The organism is Microbacterium sp. (assembly GCF_047607225.1).
Taxonomy (GTDB): Bacteria; Actinomycetota; Actinomycetes; order Actinomycetales; family Microbacteriaceae; genus Microbacterium.
The window spans coordinates 1-19,023 of the sequence record NZ_JASGDO010000011.1 but is presented as its reverse complement, the minus strand read 5'-3'; the positions used below and the strand labels follow the sequence as shown (position 1 = coordinate 19,023).

17 protein-coding genes are annotated in these 19,023 nt (G+C 70.3%); 4 read left to right on the top strand and 13 right to left on the bottom strand.

Features of this window, described 5'->3' with window-relative positions:
* Together QM591_RS01390 and QM591_RS01385 are read right to left on the bottom strand one after the other, a co-directional pair.
* Positions 1–657, bottom strand: a 657-nt coding sequence (locus tag QM591_RS01390) for an NAD(P)H-dependent oxidoreductase (protein WP_415128837.1), incomplete at its 3' end; no start/stop codon positions are given.
* Positions 654–1,106 (bottom strand): MarR family winged helix-turn-helix transcriptional regulator, encoded by a 453-nt coding sequence (locus tag QM591_RS01385; RefSeq protein ID WP_415128834.1) that lies wholly within the window; start codon positions 1,104–1,106, stop codon positions 654–656. The genes QM591_RS01390 and QM591_RS01385, both read right to left, overlap by 4 nt.
* Positions 1,107–1,151: 45 nt before the next feature.
* Here QM591_RS01385 and QM591_RS01380 point away from each other — a divergent pair, with 45 nt between their 5' ends.
* Positions 1,152–1,847 (top strand): sensor histidine kinase, encoded by a 696-nt coding sequence (locus QM591_RS01380; protein ID WP_415128832.1) that lies wholly within the window; start codon positions 1,152–1,154, stop codon positions 1,845–1,847.
* A 25-nt stretch (positions 1,848–1,872) separates the two neighbouring features.
* On the opposite strand, the gene QM591_RS01375 is transcribed toward QM591_RS01380, so the two are convergent.
* The 8 genes from QM591_RS01375 to QM591_RS01340 are packed head-to-tail and all read right to left on the bottom strand — an operon-like array spanning position 1,873 to position 9,924.
* Positions 1,873–2,526, bottom strand: a complete 654-nt coding sequence (locus QM591_RS01375) for a GntR family transcriptional regulator (RefSeq protein WP_415128830.1) — start codon at positions 2,524–2,526, stop codon at positions 1,873–1,875.
* Positions 2,527–2,567: 41 nt separating this feature from the next.
* Positions 2,568–3,365, bottom strand: a complete 798-nt coding sequence (locus QM591_RS01370) for a transglutaminase-like domain-containing protein (protein WP_415128828.1) — start codon at positions 3,363–3,365, stop codon at positions 2,568–2,570.
* A gap of 31 nt (positions 3,366–3,396) precedes the next feature.
* Positions 3,397–4,200 carry an HpcH/HpaI aldolase family protein gene (locus QM591_RS01365; protein WP_415128826.1) on the bottom strand — a complete coding sequence of 268 codons (804 nt, stop codon included), beginning with the start codon at positions 4,198–4,200 and terminating at the stop codon, positions 3,397–3,399.
* Positions 4,185–4,970 carry a 2-keto-4-pentenoate hydratase gene (locus QM591_RS01360; RefSeq protein ID WP_415128824.1) on the bottom strand — a complete coding sequence of 262 codons (786 nt, stop codon included), beginning with the start codon at positions 4,968–4,970 and terminating at the stop codon, positions 4,185–4,187. The genes QM591_RS01365 and QM591_RS01360 overlap by 16 nt, the downstream gene beginning before the upstream one ends.
* 1 nt (position 4,971) lies before the next feature.
* On the bottom strand, positions 4,972–6,138 hold the full coding sequence (gene hpaD / locus QM591_RS01355; RefSeq protein ID WP_415128822.1) for a 3,4-dihydroxyphenylacetate 2,3-dioxygenase: 1,167 nt from the start codon (positions 6,136–6,138) through the stop codon (positions 4,972–4,974).
* A gap of 28 nt (positions 6,139–6,166) precedes the next feature.
* Positions 6,167–7,678, bottom strand: a complete 1,512-nt coding sequence (gene hpaE / locus QM591_RS01350; protein WP_415128820.1) for a 5-carboxymethyl-2-hydroxymuconate semialdehyde dehydrogenase — start codon at positions 7,676–7,678, stop codon at positions 6,167–6,169.
* Positions 7,679–7,702: 24 nt separating this feature from the next.
* Positions 7,703–8,392, bottom strand: a complete 690-nt coding sequence (locus QM591_RS01345) for a GntR family transcriptional regulator (RefSeq protein WP_415128818.1) — start codon at positions 8,390–8,392, stop codon at positions 7,703–7,705.
* A complete protein-coding gene (locus QM591_RS01340) occupies positions 8,389–9,924 on the bottom strand; it encodes a fumarylacetoacetate hydrolase family protein (protein ID WP_415128816.1) in 1,536 nt (511 codons plus the stop codon). The genes QM591_RS01345 and QM591_RS01340 overlap by 4 nt, the downstream gene beginning before the upstream one ends.
* Before the next feature lie 101 nt (positions 9,925–10,025).
* On the opposite strand from QM591_RS01340, the gene QM591_RS01335 reads away from it, so the two are divergent.
* Together QM591_RS01335 and QM591_RS01330 are read left to right on the top strand one after the other, a co-directional pair.
* Positions 10,026–11,414, top strand: a complete 1,389-nt coding sequence (locus QM591_RS01335) for an MFS transporter (protein ID WP_415128814.1) — start codon at positions 10,026–10,028, stop codon at positions 11,412–11,414.
* Positions 11,415–11,423: 9 nt separating this feature from the next.
* The gene (locus QM591_RS01330; protein WP_415128812.1) at positions 11,424–13,304 is read left to right on the top strand and encodes an FAD-dependent monooxygenase; all 1,881 of its coding nucleotides are present in this window, start codon (positions 11,424–11,426) and stop codon (positions 13,302–13,304) included.
* A 50-nt stretch (positions 13,305–13,354) separates the two neighbouring features.
* On the opposite strand, the gene QM591_RS01325 is transcribed toward QM591_RS01330, so the two are convergent.
* Entirely contained in the window at positions 13,355–14,734 is a 1,380-nt protein-coding gene (locus QM591_RS01325) for a DUF222 domain-containing protein (RefSeq protein ID WP_415128810.1), read from the bottom strand.
* A 139-nt stretch (positions 14,735–14,873) separates the two neighbouring features.
* The gene (locus QM591_RS01320; RefSeq protein WP_415128808.1) at positions 14,874–16,541 is read right to left on the bottom strand and encodes a thiamine pyrophosphate-binding protein; all 1,668 of its coding nucleotides are present in this window, start codon (positions 16,539–16,541) and stop codon (positions 14,874–14,876) included.
* A gap of 188 nt (positions 16,542–16,729) precedes the next feature.
* On the opposite strand from QM591_RS01320, the gene QM591_RS01315 reads away from it, so the two are divergent.
* Positions 16,730–17,791 carry a winged helix DNA-binding domain-containing protein gene (locus QM591_RS01315; protein WP_415128806.1) on the top strand — a complete coding sequence of 354 codons (1,062 nt, stop codon included), beginning with the start codon at positions 16,730–16,732 and terminating at the stop codon, positions 17,789–17,791.
* A gap of 35 nt (positions 17,792–17,826) precedes the next feature.
* On the opposite strand, the gene efeB is transcribed toward QM591_RS01315, so the two are convergent.
* The coding region (gene efeB / locus QM591_RS01310) for an iron uptake transporter deferrochelatase/peroxidase subunit (RefSeq protein ID WP_415128804.1) at positions 17,827–19,023 on the bottom strand (1,197 nt) is incomplete at its 5' end.

The window sequence follows — 19,023 nt, the reverse complement described above, 5'->3', positions numbered from 1 at the left end:
GGCGGCGGCGTCGGCGACGTCCGCCGTTCGCACGCCGGCACGTCGCCCGCGCCCCGCGGCATCTTTGCGCCCGAGCGCACGCATCCGGTCGATCCACGATTGCCGTGACGACTCATCGCTGAACCGCACGGGTGTGAAGCGGGTCACCCCGACCGTCGTCACGCCGCAGTAGCCGAGGGTGGCTCGGGTGAGGGACGCTTCCGCGGCGCCGCGGTAGACGATCCGGTTCCACCAGCGCGGGGAGTCCATCGTCATGACTACCCGGGCGGTCCTCCCCTTCAGCAACCGGTCCCACGTGCGGGTGCCCTGGCGGTAGCGGAAGGTCGCGCCCGAGAGGAACACGCGGTCGATGAACGCCTTGAGCGCGGCCGGGACGGTGCCCCACCACTGCGGGTGGACGATCGTGATGTGCTCCGCCCACCGGACATCGTCGAGGTAACGGGCGACGTCCGGGTCGAGCGGACGGTCGGCCTCCGTGCGAGGTGCGCGGAGCTCGTCGCGCGTCCGCGGGTGGTCGGGAATGGGGTCGACGGCAAGGTCGACGACGCGGACCTCCGCGCCGTGCGACCGCGCGGCGTCGGCGTAGGCGGCGGCGAGGGCGTGGGTGAGTGTCGCCGGCAGCGGCGTGCCGATCACGAGGAGGATCCGGCGGGTCATGAGGGGGTGCCTTTCTCGAGGACGATCGTGGTGAGGGTCGCCAGGTGGGAGTTGAGCCGGCCGGCATCGATGGCGCCCGGCGAGACCTCGGGATCCAGGCGCGGGTCTGCCAGCATCTCGGTGAACTCCGCTTCCAGCTCGCCGCCCGCGCGCTGCACGAGTGTGTGTCCCTTGTCGGTGAGCGACATCACGACGCGGCGGCCGGTGCCGGCCTCGGTCCGGATCCAGCCGTCGTCGACGAGACCGGGGAGCCGTTTGCTCACGGCCGCTTTCGTCACGCGGAGGCAGCGCGCGAGCCCGGTCACATCGACCGGCCCCACTTCGGCGAGGGTCGCCAGGAACTCGAAGAGGTTGAACGAGACGCCGTGTCGCTGCTGCAGGACGGCGTCGGCGTAGATGTCGAGCTCGGCGACCAACTCGTGGAGGGTGACGGTGATGCGATCGGCCATGCTTCGAGTCAACCTGTTGACACCTCGTTTGTCAACAGGTTGACAGTGTGTCACCGGGGCGCCATCCGCGGGTCCTCGGAACAGCAGCGCTTCGCCGCCAATGCTTCGCACGAGCTGCGCACGCCTCTCGCGATCACCCGCACTCTCCTGGAGGTCGCCCGCTCCGACCCCGACCGGGACACCGCCGCGCTCCTGGAGCGGTTGGCGCGCGTCAACGATCGCTCCATCGAGCTCGTCGAAGCGCTGCTCCTGCTCACCCGGGTGGAGCGCCGCGCGTTCGAGCGTCGAGACGTCGATCTCTCCCTCCTCCTGGAGGAGGCCGCAGAGGCTCTCCTCCCGCTCGCGGAAGAGCGTGGCGCGGAGCTCATCGTCTCCAGCGCCCCGGCTCCGACCTCCGGATCGGAGCCGCTGCTCGGTCAGGTCGCCGTCAATCTCCTGCACAACGCGCTCGTGCACGGTGATCCGAATCGAGGCCCCGTCTCCGCCTCGACCTGGCTCGACGAGGGAGAGGCGGTGCTGGTGGTCGAGAGCGCGGGTGCCGTCCTCGATCCGGTTTCGGTGGACACCCTCGTGGAGCCGTTCCAGCGTGGGGCTGCTCGCACACGGCGGGAGGGACAGGAGGGCGCGGGCCTGGGGCTCGCGATCGTCGCGGCGATCGTCCGCGCCCACGACGGGACCCTTCACCTCACCGCGCGCCCGTCCGGCGGCCTCCGCGTGGTCGTGCGCCTCGCCGAAAGCTGACCCGATGCGGTGGCCGCCGTCGAGCTCAGCGAGACTCCGTCGCGGTGGGCAGGCTCTGCCACGTCGTGAACGCCGTGGCGGCGGCGCGGGCACCATCGTGTCGTTCGCACAGATCGATCATGCGTTCGTGCCGCTCGATGGAGGCATGCCCGTCGTCGCTGAACCGGATGAGCTCGGCGCGACGGACGATGGGGCCGAACTGCTCCAGCACCTTCTCGACCGCCCGATTTCCGAGCACGCGGATCGGGACGGCGTGCAGTTCTTCGTCGCTGTCCAGTGCGGCGGCCGCATCACCCGCCGCGATCGCCTCGGCGAAGCGACGGTTCGCGTCGCGCATCTCGGCGATGTCGGCCGCGCTCAGCCGTCCGGCCACCTCCTGCACCGCGAGGGTGTGCATCGCGGCGACCACATCCCTCGCGTCGCGCAGAGACGTCTCGTCGATCTCACTCACGGCCGTCGATCGCCCCGGCTGCGTGACGACGAGGCCGTTCCCCTCCAGTCGCAGCAGCGCCTCACGGACGGGAGTGCGGCTCACGCCCAGCCACGCGCCGATCTCGGCGTCGCGCAGTTGCTCGCCGGGCCGGAGCGTGCCGTCGACGATCGCGTCGCGCAGACGCCGGTAGACGTCATCGCGCAAGAGGGAGCGGCCGACGGGCGGGACATCGGAGGGGAGGGGCATGCAACATATTGAACACCGTCACGCACCGGCCGCCGCGGATGTCAGCCCAGCGAGACGAGCTCGTCGAGATCGTCGGACGGAAGCTCGTCTGCCACGGCGCCGACGCGGAGGTCGACGAGGTCGGCGCGGCCGCTCAGTACCGTCAGGAACGCGGTGTCGGCGGCGTCACGGCCGGTCGCGATCCGCAGGAGCGACCCGCGTGGCGCTAGCGTCGTGGCGTCGATGACGCGCCAGGCACCCTCGACCCACGCCTCGACGACGGCGTGGAAGTCCATCGGCTCCAGGCCGGGCGCGTACACCGACACGAGTCGCGCGGGGAGCCCGCGGGCGCGCAGCAGCGCGACGCACAGATGGGCGAAGTCGCGGCAGACGCCCCGTCGAGCCAGGAGCGTGCGGGTGGCGCCGTCGGTCGGGAGGGAGGATCCCGAGACGTAGGCCAAGCGTGTTCCCACCCACGACGAGACGGCGAGGAGGGTCTGGGCGTCGCTGCCGGAACCGGCGAACTCCGCGCCGGCCGTCGCGGACAGCTCGTCGGATTCCGCATATCGGCTCGGGCGCTGATACACCACCAGCTCGGTCTCGTCGGCGTCTCGCGGCGTATCGCGGCCGGTGACCTGCGCGGCGTAGTCGACGACGAGCTCACCGGGGTCCACACGGAGCCGGTGCAGGCGACCGCCGTGGGCATCGGGCATCTCCGTGGGCTCGACCGCCACGCCGTCGAGCGTGGCGCGGAACGACTCCTCCACCTCGGCGGAGGTGGTCGCCACCGCGATTGCGAACAGGAGGTCCGCCGTCTCGGTGACCCGGACCACGATGCGGCTGGTGACGTCTCTCTTCATCCGTCCAGAGTGACAGACGATCGCCGCGGCGTCAGGTGGCGTCGAGATCGTGTCCGCGGGCGGCGCGGATCCACTCCTCGGCGAGCCGTTCCGACTCTCGGGCGAGGATCGCCACGTCGGCGCCCACGAGCAGGAAGTCGGCACCGGCGTCGGCGTACCCGCGCGCGATCACGGGGTCGAACGCGTTCACGCCCACGGGCTTTCCCGCCGCCTGGACCACACGCATCGTCTCGTAGACGGCGGCGAGGACATCGGGGTGGGTCTGTTCGCCGAGAAGGCCCATCGATGCGGCGAGGTCGGACGGACCCACGAACACGCCGTCCACCCCGTCGACGGCGGCGATCTCGGCCGCCTGGGCGACGCCCTCGACGGTCTCGATCTGGACGAACAGCGACGTGTGCGCGTCGGCATCGCGCACGTAGTCGTCCACGCGGTTCCACCGCGCCGACCGTGCCAGCGCAGCGCCGACCCCGCGCGTGCCCCGAGGCGGATACCGAACCGCCGAGGCGGCGGCACGGGCGTCGTCGGGCGTCGACACCATCGGCACGAGGAGGTTCTGCGCGCCCAGGTCGAGCACCTGCTTGATCGTGACGACATCTCCGATCGGAACACGGACGACGGGGGTGGCCGGGTAGGCGGCAGCGACCTGGAGCTGAGCGAGCGTACTGCCGAGCCCGTTCGGTGAGTGCTCCATGTCGATGAGCATCCAGTCCATGCCCGATCCCGCGAGGATCTCGGTCACGACGGGAGACGCCGTGCAGGCCCAGAGCCCGGCGAGGGGGCGCTCCGCCTCGGCCAGGCGCTCCCGGAAGGTGGGGGTCAGACGAAGTGACACGAGATGGTTCCCATCGGTCCGTAGTCGCAGAGCACGTGGTCGCCCGCGTGCACCCAGACGGGGCGGGTGAAGGATCCGGCGAGGATGATCTCGCCCGCTTCGAGTCTGGCACCGTGCTGATGGAGCTTGTTGGCCAGCCACGCCACACCGGTGGCGGGATGGCCGAGCACCCCCGCGGCGACCCCGGTCTCCTCGATCTCGCCGTTGCGGCTGAGCACACCCGGGACCCACGGAAGGTCGACCTCGTCCGGGCGGCGACGCGTCTCGCCGAGCACCATCGCACCGTAGGCGGCGTTGTCGCTGATCGTGTCGACGATGGTGCGCCCCTCCAGCTCGATGTGCGAGTTGAGCACCTCCAGCGCGGGCACCACGTGATCGGTCGCACGCAGGGCATCGGCGAGGGTGGCGCCCGGCCCCTCCAGGGGGTGCGCCAGGACGAAGGCCAACTCCACCTCCACGCGGACGTTGGAGAAACGGTCGAACGGGAGGCGGTCGCCGCTGCGGAACACCGTGTCGTCGAACATCACGCCGTAGTCCGGCTCGGTGATCCCGGTGGCCTGCTGCATCGCACGGGACGTGAGACCGATCTTGCGCCCCACGAGGCGCCGGCCGTCGGCGATTCTCCGATCGCGCCAGCGCGCCTGGATCCGGTAGGCGTCCTCGACGGTCGCCGCGGGATAGCGCGCCGTGATCCGCGGGATCACGCCGTGGGTGCGGTCGGCCTCGGCCAGTTCCGCCGCGATGCGGTCGGTCTCGTCGGGGGTGAGCATGTCAGAGCTGGTGTCCGAGCTTGTACTCGCCCTGCCGGTGTTCCGGCCCCGAGGTGCCCCTCTCCTGCGGACGCGTGTACGAGAAGCCGTCGGCGCCGATCGTCATCGCCATCTCCGACGCCTCGGTGCGGGCGAGGACCGGCTGCGGGTTGCCGTCGAGATCGAGGACGAGCGAGGCGTCCGTGTACCAGGACGGCACGACCGGGTTGCCCCACCAGTCGCGGCGCTGGTTGTCGTGGACGTCCCACGTGACCACGGGGTTGTCGGGGTCGCCGGTGTAGTAGTCCTGCGTGTAGATCTCCACGCGGTGACCGTCGGGGTCGCGGAGGTAGAGATAGAACGCGTTCGAGACGCCGTGTCGCCCCGGCCCGCGCTCGATCGCGTCGGAACGGCGGAGCGCTCCGAGCTTGTCGCAGATGGCGAGGATGTTGTGCTTCTCGTGCGTCGCGAAGGCCACGTGGTGCATGCGTGGTCCGTCGCCCCCGGTCATGGCGGTGTCGTGGACGGTGGGCTTCCGACGCATCCACGCCGCGTAGACCGTGCCCTCCTCGTCCTGGATGTCCTCGGTCACGCGGAAGCCGAGCGACTGCATGAAGCCCACCGCCCGGGGGACGTCGGGGGTGACCTGATTGAAGTGGTCGAGGCGGACGAGCTCACCCGGGGTGTGGAGGTCGTAGCGCCACGACAGTCTCTCCACGTGCTCGGTCTGGAAGAAGAACTCGTAGGGGAACCCGAGTGGATCGGTCACCCGCACGGCATCGCCGATGCCCTTGACGAAGCCCTCGGCCCGCCGCTCCACTCGGCAGCCGAGCTCGGTGTAGAACGCGACCGCTTTGTCGAGGTCGTCGGCGGAGCGCACCCGATACGAGAACACGGCCACGGCGGCGATCGGCCCCTCGCGCAGCACCAGGTTGTGGTGGATGAACTCCTCCGTCGAGCGGAGGTAGACCGAGCTCTCGTCCTCCTCGGTCACGTAGAGGCCCAGCACGTCGACGTAGAAGGCGCGCGACGCCGCGAGGTCGGTGACGACGAGCTCCATGTAGGCGCAGCGCAGGATGTCGGGCGCCGGCGCGGTGGGCGTCGGGAGGGGATCGTCGGAGCGGATCGGTGCCTCCTGGCTCACGAAGAAGCCCGACGAGGTGGGGGTCAACTGGTCACGGGAGGTCATATCAGCGTCCTTGCTTTCCGGGCGTGCGTCAGTTCTTGCCGAAAGTGGGGTTGTGCACCGCGCCGAGCGTGATGTGAACGGCCTGCTGGTCGGTGTAGAAGTCGATGGAGCGGTAGCCGCCCTCGTGGCCGAGCCCCGACGCCTTCACGCCGCCGAAGGGGGTGCGAAGGTCCCGGACGTTGTTCGAGTTGAGCCACACCATGCCCGCCTCCACGGCGCCCGCGAAGGTGTGGGCGCGCTTCAGGTCGTTCGTCCAGACATAGGCGGCGAGGCCGTACTTCGTGTCGTTGGCCAGCGCCAGCGCCTCCTCCTCGGTCTCGAACGGCGTGATCGCGACCACGGGGCCGAAGATCTCCTCCTGGAAGATCCGGGCGTCCGGGCGGACGTCGGCGAACACCGTCGGGGCCACGAAGTTGCCGAACGCGAAACCCTCGGGCTGCCCCCCGCCGGCCACGAGACGACCTTCCGTCTTGCCGAGCTCGACGTAGCTCATGACCTTCGCGAAGTGCTCGGGATGCACGAGCGCGCCCACCTCGGTCTGCCGGTCGTGCGGGTAGCCGACCCTCACCCGCGCGGCCTGAGCCGCGTAGCGTTCGACGAACTCGTCGTAGACGGCACGCTCGACGAGAATCCGGGAACCGGCCGTGCAGCGCTCGCCGTTGAGGGAGAACACGCCGAAGATGGTCGCGTCGATGGCGGCATCGAGATCGGCGTCGGCGAAGACGATCGCGGGGGACTTCCCGCCGAGCTCCATCGACAGCCCCTTCAGGTGCGGTGCCGCGTTGGCGAAGATCAGCTGCCCCGTGGAGCTCTCGCCCGTGAAGGAGATGAGCGGCACGTCGGGATGCTTCACGAGGGCATCTCCCGCGGCCTCGCCCAGCCCGTTCACGAGGTTGAAGACGCCCCGCGGGAGTCCCGCCTCTTCGAAGATCCCCGCCCACAGGGACGCCGACAGCGGCGTGAACTCGGCGGGCTTGAGAACGACGGTGTTGCCGGTCGCCAGGGCCGGGCCCAGCTTCCACGACTCCAGCATGAAGGGCGTGTTCCAGGGGGTGATGAGCCCCGCGACGCCGATCGGCTTGCGGTTGACGTAGTTGAGCTGGCGGCCCGGGACCTTGAAGGTGTCGTCGGCCTGAGCGACGACGAGATCGGCGAAGAAGCGGAAGTTCTCCGCCGCGCGCCGGGCCTGTCCCAGGGCCTGCGTGATCGGCAGCCCGGAGTCGAACGATTCGAGCTCGGCGAGGCGCTCGTCGCGCGACTCCACGATGTCGGCGATCCGGTGGAGCACTCGCGAGCGTTCGCGGGGGAGCATCCGCGGCCACGGACCGTCGGTGAACGCGCGCCGCGCGGCCGCCACGGCGCGATCGAGGTCCGCGCTCTTGCCTGCGGCCGCGGTGACGTACACCTCGTTGGACACCGGCTCCAGCACGTCGAAGGTGGCCCCGTCGAGGGAATCGACGAACGCGCCGTCGATGTAGTGCTGGATCCGGGAGGGGAGATCGGCCGGCACGTGACGCGAGTCGAGGTCGGGAGTGCTCATGTGGGCTCCTTGTCGGGACGGGGATCAGAACGCGGGGAGGCCGAGGGCCTCATCCGGGTGCTCGTGGATCATGTAGGCGTCGAGCGTTGCCGAACGATGACGACGAGCGGCCTTCTCGATCTCACCGAGAGGCGCTCCTCGCTCGATGAGACGCACGATGTTCTCGTGCTCGTGGACGGACTCCTGGGCGCGGCCGGGAACGAAGCTGAACGTCGAGTCGCGGAGGTGTCCGAGGCGCGCCCACTCCGCCTCGACGAGCTCGAGCATGCGCGGGTTGGGGCACCGTGCGAACAGCGTCGCGTGGAACTCCTGGTTCAGCCTGGTGAACGCGCGCGGGTCGAAATGGGCGAGCGTCTCGATCATCAGCTCGTTGATCCGACGCGCATCGCGCAGGTCGTCGGCGGTGAGACGGCGTGCGGCGAGGGCGGTGGCAGCCCCCTCCAGGATGCTGAGGGACTGCATCGAGAAGCGGTATTGCGTGTCGTCGACCATGGAGACGCGGGCACCGACGTTGCGTTCGAAGGTCACGAGACCCTCCGCCTCCAACTGCCGGATCGCTTCTCTCACCGGCACGACGCTCATGTCGAGGTCGGTCGCGATGGTGCCGAGCACCAACCGGTAACCGGGAGTGAAGACCTGATCGGCGATGCGTTCCTTGATCCAGTGGTAGGCCTGCTGCGACTTGCTGCGCGCGGTCTGGGTGGTGTCGGTCATCGCTGGGTCCTCTCGGCCTCGTAGCGGGCCCGCCAGGTGGCGTCGAGGGGGAACAGTCCTTCGATCGGGTGTCCTTCCGCGACGCGGGCGGCGATCCACGCGTCCTCCTCCTCCTGCGCGAGTGCCGCTTCGACGACCTCACGCACGAGCGGCGGCGGGATCACGAGCACGCCGTCGGCATCGCCGACGACGATGTCGCCCGGCTGGACCGTCGTGCCTCCGCACGCGATGGTCACGTCGTGATCCCAGGGCACGTGCTTGCGTCCGAGCACAGCCGGATGCGCCCCGGCGGCGTAGACCGGGAGGCCGACGGCCCGGACCGCATCGACGTCGCGCACGCCGCCGTCGGTCACGATCCCTGCGGCTCCCCGAGCGTGGGCGCGGAGCGCGAGGATGTCGCCGAGCGTGCCGGAGCCGGTCTCGCCGCGTGCCTCGATCACGATCACCTCGCCGGCGCCGACCGTGTCGAACGCCCGCTTCTGTGCGTTGTAGCCCCCGCCGTGGGTCTCGAAGAGGTCGGGACGGTGCGGGACGAAGCGCAGGGTCCTCGCCGTGCCCACCAGTCGGCGGTCGGGGTGGAGGGCGTGTACCCCGTCGATCGTGACGTCGTCGAGACCGCGCTTGCGCAGCTGCTGGGAGAGCGCCGCCACGGGAAGGCGGAACAGCGCGTCGCGCAGATCGGTGTCGAGCCTCGAAGCATCGGTGGGGTCCGACTCGTCTCGCTCGGCTCTCTCGTCTCGCTCGGCCGCCGTGCTCGAGCCGGGGATGGCGGACGCGGGGGAGCCCCAGGCTTCGGCGCGCTGCGTGTCGTCGACGGAGGGGAGCGCGCCGAGAGTCGGATCGAACCCCGGGCCGTCGCCGTCCGCGACGGTCGTCACGAGGCGCCCGGTCGCCAGTCCCGCCTCGGGTGCGTCGACCTCGACCTCCACCACGTCGCCGGGCTGGAGAACCGACGACCCCGCCGGCGTGCCGGTGAGGATGACGTCGCCCGGTTCGAGCGTGAGGTGCTGGCTGAGGTCGGCGACGATCTGCGCCAGGGGGAACAGGAGGGCGCCGGTCGTGTCGTCCTGGGCGAGGGCCCCGTTGACCCACGTGCGCACACGCAGGCCCGTGGGGTCGAGGCGCCGCGCGTCGAGGAGCCGGGGGCCGAGCGGGGTGAACCCGTCTCCGCTCTTGGAGCGGACGTTGGCCCCTTTGTCGCCGGCTCGCAGGTCGTAGAGCCCGAGATCGTTCGCGGCGGTCACCCATCCCACGTGGTCCCAGGCATCGGCGAGGGAGACGTTCCGCGTGGGGATGCCGATGACGAGGGCGATCTCGCCCTCGAAGGCGAGGAGCTCGGTGCCGGCGGGGCGGGTGACGGTGGAGCCGGAGGCCGCCACGGAGCTCGAGGCCTTGAAGAAGTACGAAGGGGCTTCGGGCGTCCGGCCCCGCTGAGCGGCGCGCGAGGAGTAGCTGAGGTGCACCGCGATGATCTTGCCCGGACGGCCGGGGAGGCCGGAGAACCGGGGATCGGTGGTCGTCTCGATGGTCATGAGCTCCCTCGCTCTTGCGTCGTATCCGAAATCGTATATGATCCTGAGTCACCGGGCAAGCACGCCCGAACGACAACGACGTCAGTGACACAGGAGCCACCATGAGCGCATCCTCCTCGACTCCGCCGACGGGGTTCACCCCCACCGGCACCATCGCGACCGCGACCGATCGGCGCAGGGTCGTGTTCGCCACCGTGGTCGGCACCACAGTGGAGTGGTACGACTTCTTCATCTACGCCTCCGCGGCCGGTCTCGTCTTCGGACAGTTGTTCTTCGCACCCGCCGGTGAGCAGTTCGGGCAGATCCTCTCGTTCATCACCGTCGGGATCAGCTTCCTGTTCCGGCCGCTGGGCGCGTTTCTCGCCGGACACTTCGGGGACAAGTACGGGCGCCGGCTCGTCCTCATGCTGACGCTCGTGCTGATGGGTGTCGCGACGACCCTCGTCGGGCTCCTGCCGACATATGCGCAGATCGGCATCCTCGCCCCCGTGCTGCTGATCGTGCTGCGGATCCTGCAGGGCATCTCCGCGGGTGGCGAATGGGGCGGAGCCGTGCTGATGGCGGTGGAGCACGCTCCGAAGGCCAAGCGCGGGCTGTTCGGCGCCTCGCCGCAGATCGGCGTGCCGCTCGGGCTCCTGCTGGCCTCGGCGGTGCTCGCGATCGTGTCGCTGCCTGGAGAAGACTTCTTCCTCTCGTGGGGCTGGCGCATTCCGTTCCTGCTCAGCGTCGTGCTGATCCTGATCGGCGCCTACGTACGACGTCGCGTCGAGGAGAGCCCCGTCTTCGTGGAGCTCGCCGAGCGGAAGGAAGAGACGCGGATGCCGATCGTGCGCCTCTTCCGCACCCACGCGTTGCTGGTGATCGTCGCGGCTTTCGTCTTCGCGGGGAACAACGCGGTCGGATACATGACCACCGGCGGATACATCCAGCGCTACGCGACCGACCCCGCCGGTCCCGTGGGCCTCCCGACCTCGGAGGTCCTGTGGGCGGTCACCCTCTCGGCAGTGACGTGGCTGATCTTCACCTGGATCGCCGGATGGCTCTCCGATCGACTCGGACGGCGGACGACGTACCTCATCGGGTGGGTGCTGCAGCTGGTCGGTGTGTTCCTGCTCTTCCCTCTCGTCAACACGGGAGACATCGTGCTGCTCGGCCTGGGTCTCGTGGTGCTGACCGTGGGGCTCGGCTTCACCTACGGGCCCCAGGCCGCGCTGTATGCGGAACTGTTCCCGGCGTCGATCCGCTTCTCGGGCGTGTCGATCTCGTATGCCATCGGTGCGATCCTGGGAGGCGCGTTCGCTCCGACGATCGCGACGGCGCTCGTGCAGGCCACCGGTTCGACCGGAGCCGTCACGTGGTACCTCGCCGGCATGACGGTGCTGGGCCTGCTCGCCACGCTCGTTCTGCGCGACCGGAGCGGGATCCCGCTCGGCCCGGATCACGAGAAGGAACAGGCCGTGAGCCCGATTCGCGGTCTCGCGCGGGCGTAAGGCGCGACGATGCAGTTCCACCACCACGGCTACGTCTCCGGCGACCCGCGCGTGCATCCCGCGCGGGATACCGGCGTCGAGCGCCCGCGCGAGATTCCCGACGAGATCGATGTCCTCATCGTCGGCTCCGGCCCCGCGGGCATGCTGCTGGCGGCTCAGCTGTCGCAGTACCCGTCGGTCGTGACGCGAATCATCGAGCGCCGGGACGGTCGGCTCGTGCTCGGCCAGGCCGACGGCATCCAGCCCCGGAGTGTCGAGACATTCCAAGCCTTCGGCTTCGCCGAGCGGATCACGGCCGAGGCGTACAACATCGGCTGGATGAACTTCTGGGGTCCCGATCCCGATGATCCGAGCCGCATCGTGCGGCGTTCGCGCACCGAGGACTATGGCTACCGGATCAGCGAGTTCCCACACCTGATCGTCAATCAGGCCAGGGTGCTCGACTACTTCGCCGAGGCGGCCGCCCACGGGCCGGGGAGGATCGAGCCCGACTACGGCGTCGAGTTTCTCGGGCTCACGGTGCGAGAGGAGGGCGATCATCCCGTCGAGGTGCGTCTGCGCTCGGTGGCCGGAGAGCGCACGGTGTACGCGAAGTACGTCGTGGGTTGCGATGGCGCTCGCAGTGCCGTCCGGGAGGCGATCGGTCGCCATCACGTCGGGGACATCTCTCAGCATGCGTGGGGGGTCACGGATGTGCTGGTCAACACCGATTTTCCCGACTGGCGCATCAAGTGCGCCATCAACGCTCAGGCGGGAAACATCCTCCACATCCCCCGGGAGGGCGGCTACCTCAGCCGCATGTACATCGACCTGGGGGCCGTGGCCGCGGACGATGACCATCGGGTGCGGCAGACCCCGATCGAGGAGATCATCCGCCGCGCCAACGAGATCCTCCACCCCTACACGCTCGATGTGAGACAGGTGGCCTGGCACAGCGTCTATGAGGTCGGTCATCGTGTGACGGACGGTTTCGACGACGTGCCGGAGGGCTCCGATCGCACGCCCCGTGTGTTCCTCACCGGCGACGCCTGTCATACCCACAGCGCGAAGGCGGGGCAGGGGATGAACGTCTCGATGCAGGACGGGTTCAACCTCGGTTGGAAGCTCGGCTCCGTGCTCACTGGGCGCAGCCCTGCATCGCTGCTGTCGACCTACGGTGCCGAGCGCCGGCCGGTGGCTCAGCAGCTCATCGACTTCGATCGCGAGTGGTCGTCGCTCATGGCCCGCAAGCCGGAGGACATCACCGACCCTGAGGATCTCGCCACCTACTACCTGGCCACCGCGGAGTTCCCGTCGGGGTTCATGACGCAGTACGCACCGTCGATGATCGTCGGGTCGCCGGCGCAGCAGGGTCTTGCCGCGGGCTTCCCGCTCGGCAAGCGGTTTCAGAGCGTGCCGGTCACGCGTGTCGCCGACGGCAACGTGGTCCATCTCGGCCACCACGCGAAGGCCGACGGGCGATGGCGGATCTACGCGTTCGCCGACCGGGATGACTCCGGCGCTTCGCCGGTGCTGGACGCGTGGGCGCGGTGGTTGTCGGAGTCGGCCGACTCGCCGTTGCAGCGCCACGTCCGCACGGGCGAAGACGTCGACGCGGTGTTCGATGTGAAGGTCGTGTACCCGCAGTCGTTCGAGCAGGTCGAATGGAGTGCCGTGCCCGACGTGTTCCGGCCGCGGACCGGGCCTCTCGGACTGATGGACTGGGAGAAGGTGTTCGCCGCGGGGGCGAGCGCATGGAACGATCGCGACATCTTCGATGAACGGGGCATCGCCCGCGACGGCGCCGTCGTCGTGGTCCGTCCCGACCAGTACGTCGCGGCGGTGCTGTCGCTCACGGCGCGTACCGAGCTGGCGGGGTTCTTCGACGGAGTCCTCCTTCCCGCGCGGTGAGCACGAGCGGCGCCGGGGGTGCACGCAGGCACGGCGATTCACGCCCCGCATCAGAACGGCGGCGGCGAGTGCGGCTCGGAGCCGGAATCGCTCACGTTCTCGGGGGTGAAATTACCCACGTTCTCGGTGCCGCAATCGCTCACGAAGGCCAGGGTTCGCGCAGGCCGATCGGGGTAGACCCGACCGGTGGGGCTGGTCCAGTGCAGCACTCCGTCTCCCGTCTGCCTCACCCGCCAGGCGGAGTGGTGTTTCAGGGTGTGGTGTCGGCGACAGAGGTGGGCGAGGTTGGTCACCCCGGTGGGGCCGTCGTGTGCTCTCGCGACGGTGTGGTCGATGTCGCACCTGTGAGTCGGGATCCGGCAGCCCGGAAAGCGACAGTGCTCGTCCCGCACCCGCAATGCCCGCTTGAGCTGGTCGGTGGGTCGATATCGGTCGACACCGAGCACCGCCTCGGTCACGGGGTGGGTGAGAATCCTGTCCCACCCGCTCGCCGCTCCCGCGAGGCGGAGCGCGGTGGGCGTGTCGATGGGGGCGTGTCCCACGAGTTCGGCGGGCGTGACGTCGCTCCCCAGCACGGTGAGCACGGGCACCGTTACCTGCACGCGAGCGACGATCGCCTCGCCTTCCGGCATCGATGCGTTCGAGACTTCAGGAGTCGCGTGTCCGGTGAGGAGGAGGTCGGTGAACACGTCGGCACGGATCTCGCCGAGGCCACGGAGGTCGGCCGTGTCGCCGTCGCGAAGCTGACCGCCGCCGCTCCCGCCGGTCCTGCCCCTTCCTCGGGCATCGACCTCTCGGCGCGCGTACTGATCGAGCCGGTGACGGATCCCGTGTGCGAGAACGGCCGGCAGGGTCGCGATCAGCTCCGCCATCCCGTCGTCGAGGTCACGCACCCACACATTCCGGGCAGTCGCCGCGGCCGCGTGACGCGCGTCGAGTGGGATCGGGTGGAGGCGGTTCGCAAGGAGGCGCGCGGCAGGCCTCAGACGACCGGGGGTCTCGCGCCGCGCGACCTGCAAGACGGCAGCTTCGTACCGCGCTCGAGTGTCATCGTCGGGGAGAGGGAGGCCGGCATCGACGATCACCGATGCATGAGCGCGGGAGATCTCGCCCGCTTCCAGCGCGGCATGGGTCGCCGGGAAGGTCCCCACCAGCACGGCGGCGTGGGACATCTGACGCTCGACCGTGCGGTCGGACGCGCGCCACATCGCCCCGATCTGCGCGGCGAGCGAGCGCAGCGGGAGGTCGCGGACGGAGGACGGTCCCGGAGCCGCCTCCCGGGAGCGTGCGAGATCGACCGCCCTTGCCAGCAGAACCGTCTCTTTCGCATCGAGCGCGGCGCGTTCTCGACGCGTGGCAGCGAGAGCGTCCAGTAGTTCCCGCTCGCCGCCCTGAACGTCGTGAGGAGCGCCGATCGCCGTGTTCGTCATGCGTTCATTGTTCGCCGGGGTCCCGACGTTCAGCCCGGTAAATACCAGATCAGGTGTGCTTCTGTGGACAGAGCCCGCGGCACCCCTGCTGGGGAGGAAACGGCGTCTCGGGAGGCGGCGTGTCGACGCGCCGTGCCCCTCACCTCGCGGGAGTGTTCACTCGGATGATCTCCTGCTGGTACGGCGCGATGACCTCGCCCGAGATGCGGCAGTCCAGCAGCAGGAAAGCCCGGTCCGACGCAGCCCGCGCCGCCCATTCGTCCAGCGCGCGGAGATCGTCGAGTGTGCGCACCACGACGCCCTCGGCTCCCACAGACCGCGCGAGTCCCGCGAAGTCGACCTCCGGAATCAGCATCGGTTCCCGGGCCAAGCCCTGCAGGCCGTAGAGGTTGACCTCGGCGCCGTACGCGGCGTCGTTCCAGACGACGGCGAGCCCCCGGCCGGCCGCCACACGTACCGCCGACTCGAGGTCGGCGAGGGCCATGAGCCCGCCACCGTCTCCCGTGGTCAGCACCACCGTCGACTCCGGCCGGGCGAGCGCTGCGCCGGGAACCGAAGGGAATCCGAGTCCGATCGACTGGTAGGCGGTGCCGACCATCATCATCCGGTCGGGAGCCGCCACCGGCCAGTACATGTTCGCCCAGCCGATGAAGTGCCCGCCGTCGGAGACGACGACCCGGTCGCGCGTCGACGGGTGCCGCTCCAGCGCCTCCCCGATCCGCACGGCGACCGCGCGAGGATCCAAGCGGCCGTCGGGGGCGACGGTCTCGCCCTGGTGTCGTGCTCGCGCGGCCGGCAGGTCGACGGACTCGCGCCATCCGGAGGGCTGTGACCGCTCCAGTGCGTCAGCGAGTGCCGAGGCCACGATCGCTGCGTCGCCGCGGATGAAGCCGCCGACGTGCGGGTGCGTGGCGGCGGGGGAGACATCGACCTGCACGACGCGCGTGCCCGGCGCGAAGAGGTCGCCGAAACGCATGGTGAAGGGGTTGAGGCCCGCGCCGAAGACCACGGCCACATCGGCCGCGCGGATGAGCTCCATCGCCCCCTCGGCCCCGAACCCGCCCGCCACGCCGAGGTCGAACTCCGCGCGCGGGAAGACGCCGCGGCCGAGCGCGGTCGTCGCGGTGAGCGCCCCGGTCGCATCGGCGAGTCTCTCGAGCGCGGCGCCGGCGCCCGACACCCATGCTCCGCGCCCGGCCAGCAGAAGCGGGCGACGTGCATGCGCGAGGGCATCGGCGAGGTCGACGATGGCCGCCCGTGCGAACGGGCTGGGTTCGACCGGCCCGGGGAGGATCGGTGCGGGCGCGTCGGGCACCGATCCGGCATCGAGCCGGGCCACATCGTAGGGGATGGCGAGAACGGTCGGCACTCGGTAGGACAGCGCGTGTTCGACGGCGATGGCGGTCGTCGCGGCGGCATCCGCGCGTCCGACCGTATAGGTGCGTGCACCCACGGCCGACGCGAGCGCGATCTGGTCCACGTCCCAGGGCCTCGGGCCCGACGTGGGCTCGTCGCCGACCACCAGCAGCAGCGGCACGTGCGCCTGCACGGCCTCGGCGAGGGCCGTCAGTGTGTTGGTGAATCCGGCGCCGTAGGTCGCGGTCGCCGCGGCGAGGCTTCCGCCGGCGCGGTGGTAGGCATCGGCGGCGACGACACCGCCCGCCTCGTGTCGTACGGCGGTGAAGGCGACGTCGGTGGAGCGTTCGAGCGCGTCGAGGAAGTGGGCGTTCCCGTTGCCCATCACTCCGAAGACGTGGTCGATGTGGCGGGCGAGGGTCTGCGCGACGTGCGCGGAAACGGTGGACATGCTGCTCCTGCGAGAACGAGACGGAGGTGAGGCCGTATGTGTCTCGCTGCTCCGGCGTCGTCGCCGGGCTGCTGCGTGCCCATTTTTCGAGCACCGGCGGAGGGGTCGCCGGACCGCACGAGTCTATCGCGCGGCACGCCGCACCGTGGGGGTCGCCGCGTGTGGGTGGCCCCGGGCAGGATGGCGTCATGGATCTCGTCGCGTTGCGAGCCGAGCGCCTGCGCGCACATCGGCTCAGTTCCCCCGCCGACTCGGTGACGGCCGCCGCGGCCCACATGACGGCGACGCAGGCCCAGGAGTTCTGGGGTGGGCGGTGGGCGTTGGCCGCCCGCGCGGTCGGTACCCCGGCGCTCCGCGACGTCGATGCCGCGTTCGCCCAGCCCGGCGGGCTGGTGCGGTCGTGGACACAGCGCGGCACCCTGCACATCGTCCCCGCGGCCGATCTCTCTTGGATGCTGTCGGTGACCGCCGAACGCCAGACGAGGCAGTACGCCGGGGTCCATCGCGGCCTCGGCATCGATGCCGAGATCCTGTCGCGGGCCGAGACGGCAGCGCGCGCCGCGCTCGCCGGAGGAAATCGCATCACCCGTGCCGAGTTCGCCGCGGTCCTGGAGGCGGTGGGCATCGATACGTCGCGCATGCGCGGCAACCACGTCTTCTCGGCGCTCGCCCTGCGTGAGGTCGTCGTGCTCGGCCCGGTCGTGCCGCGTGAGGGCGGTCCGACGCGCGAACAGTACGTCGTCGCGCCGGAGGACTGGATCCCCGACGCCGCCCGGCCCGCCGACCCGCTCGCGGAGCTGTTCGTCCGCTACATTCGCAGCCACGGACCGGCGGGGACCGGCGACTTCGGGTGGTGGACCGGGTTGCCGAAGGGGCTGTCCCAGCGGGCTCGGGAGGACGCGGGCGACCGCGTCGTCGAGGTGGAGGACGGGCTGTTCGTCTCGGCCGATACGCCGCCGCCCGCCGCGGTCGCTCCGGTCCTGGCGCTGCCGCCTTTCGAGGAGTACTACCTGTCCTACCTCGACCGCACCACGCCGTGCGCCCCCGAGTTCACCCGCCGGATCGGTCCGAGTATGAACGGCATCGTCAAGCCCGTGCTCGTCGCCGACGGCGAGATCGTGGGCCTGTGGTCGCATTCGGTGGCCGCGGGAAAACACCACCTCGCTCCCGTTCCCGAGCTGTTCGGCGAGGCGGACGCCGCCGAGGTCGAGCGGGCGCTCGCGCGCTTCGGACGGTTCATCACCGGTTGAGCCGGCCGTCGCTCCCCTCCGTCCGCCCCCGTGGTTCAGGCGAACAGCTCGGCACCGACGAACGACCCTGTGCTCGCCCCGCGCGGAACCGCCCAGATGCCCGAGCCGACGTGGCGGATGTACTCGTTCATCAGATCGGTGGACAGTGCCCGTTGGAGGGAGATGAACTGCGCGGGGGATCGTTGGTAGGAGAGGAAGAACAGGCCGGCATCGAGGCGTCCGAGGTCGGTGTTGCCGTCGACGAAGTTGTAGCCGCGACGGAGGATGCGGGTGCCGCCGTTGAGCTCCGGGTGCGCGAGGCGCACGTGCGAGTGAGCGTCGATCCGGGCTGCGCCGGCGACGCCCGTCGCGGCGAAGTCGGGGGCGGTCTCCTCCTGGCCGCCCGACAGCGGCGCGCCGTGCGCTTTGTCGCGTCCGACGATGCGCTCCTGCTCGGAAAGTCGCACGCGATCCCACGTCTCGATGATCATCGCGATCTTCCGGGCGACGAGGTACGAGCCGCCTGCCAGCCATGCCGGCTCGTCGGCGCCGTCCACCCAGACGTGCTCGGCGAGGGCCGCCGTGTCGTCGGCGAGGATGTTGGCCGTGCCGTCCTTGAACCCGAACAGGTTGCGCGGCGTGGCCTGAGCGGCGGTGGTCTTCGAGGTCTTCCCGAAGCCCAACTGCGACCATCGCAACCGCGCGCGCCCGAACGCGATCCGGCTGAGGTTGCGGATCGCGTGCACGGCCACCTGCGGATCGTCCGCGCATGCCTGAATGCAGAGGTCACCGCCCGAGGTGCCGGGATCGAGGTCGTCGCCGAGGAACGGGGGCAGCTTCTCGAGCGCGGCCGGCCGCTGAGAGGCCAGACCGTAGCGGTCCTTTCCGTCGGCCGTGACGAACAGTGTGGGGCCGAAGCCGAACGTGATGGTGAGTCCGGACGCGGGGAGGCCGAGTGCTTCGCCGGTGTCGTCCGGAGGTGCCTCCGGCGATCCGCCGACGGCTCCCGTCGCGCTTACGTCGAGCCCCTGCGTCATCCGGGCTGCCGCGTAGGTCCAGTCCTGCAGCAGGCCGATCAGATCCTCGCGCGTGGTGCGGGCCATCATGTCGAACGCGGCGAAGTGGAGGTGGTCTTGGACGGGCGTCGTGATGCCGGCCTGGTGCGGGCCGTAGAAGGCGTACACGGCCGCCGCGCCCTCGCGCTCCCGCGACCTGCCCACGGCGACGCCCGCGGCAGCACCCGCGCCCGCGCC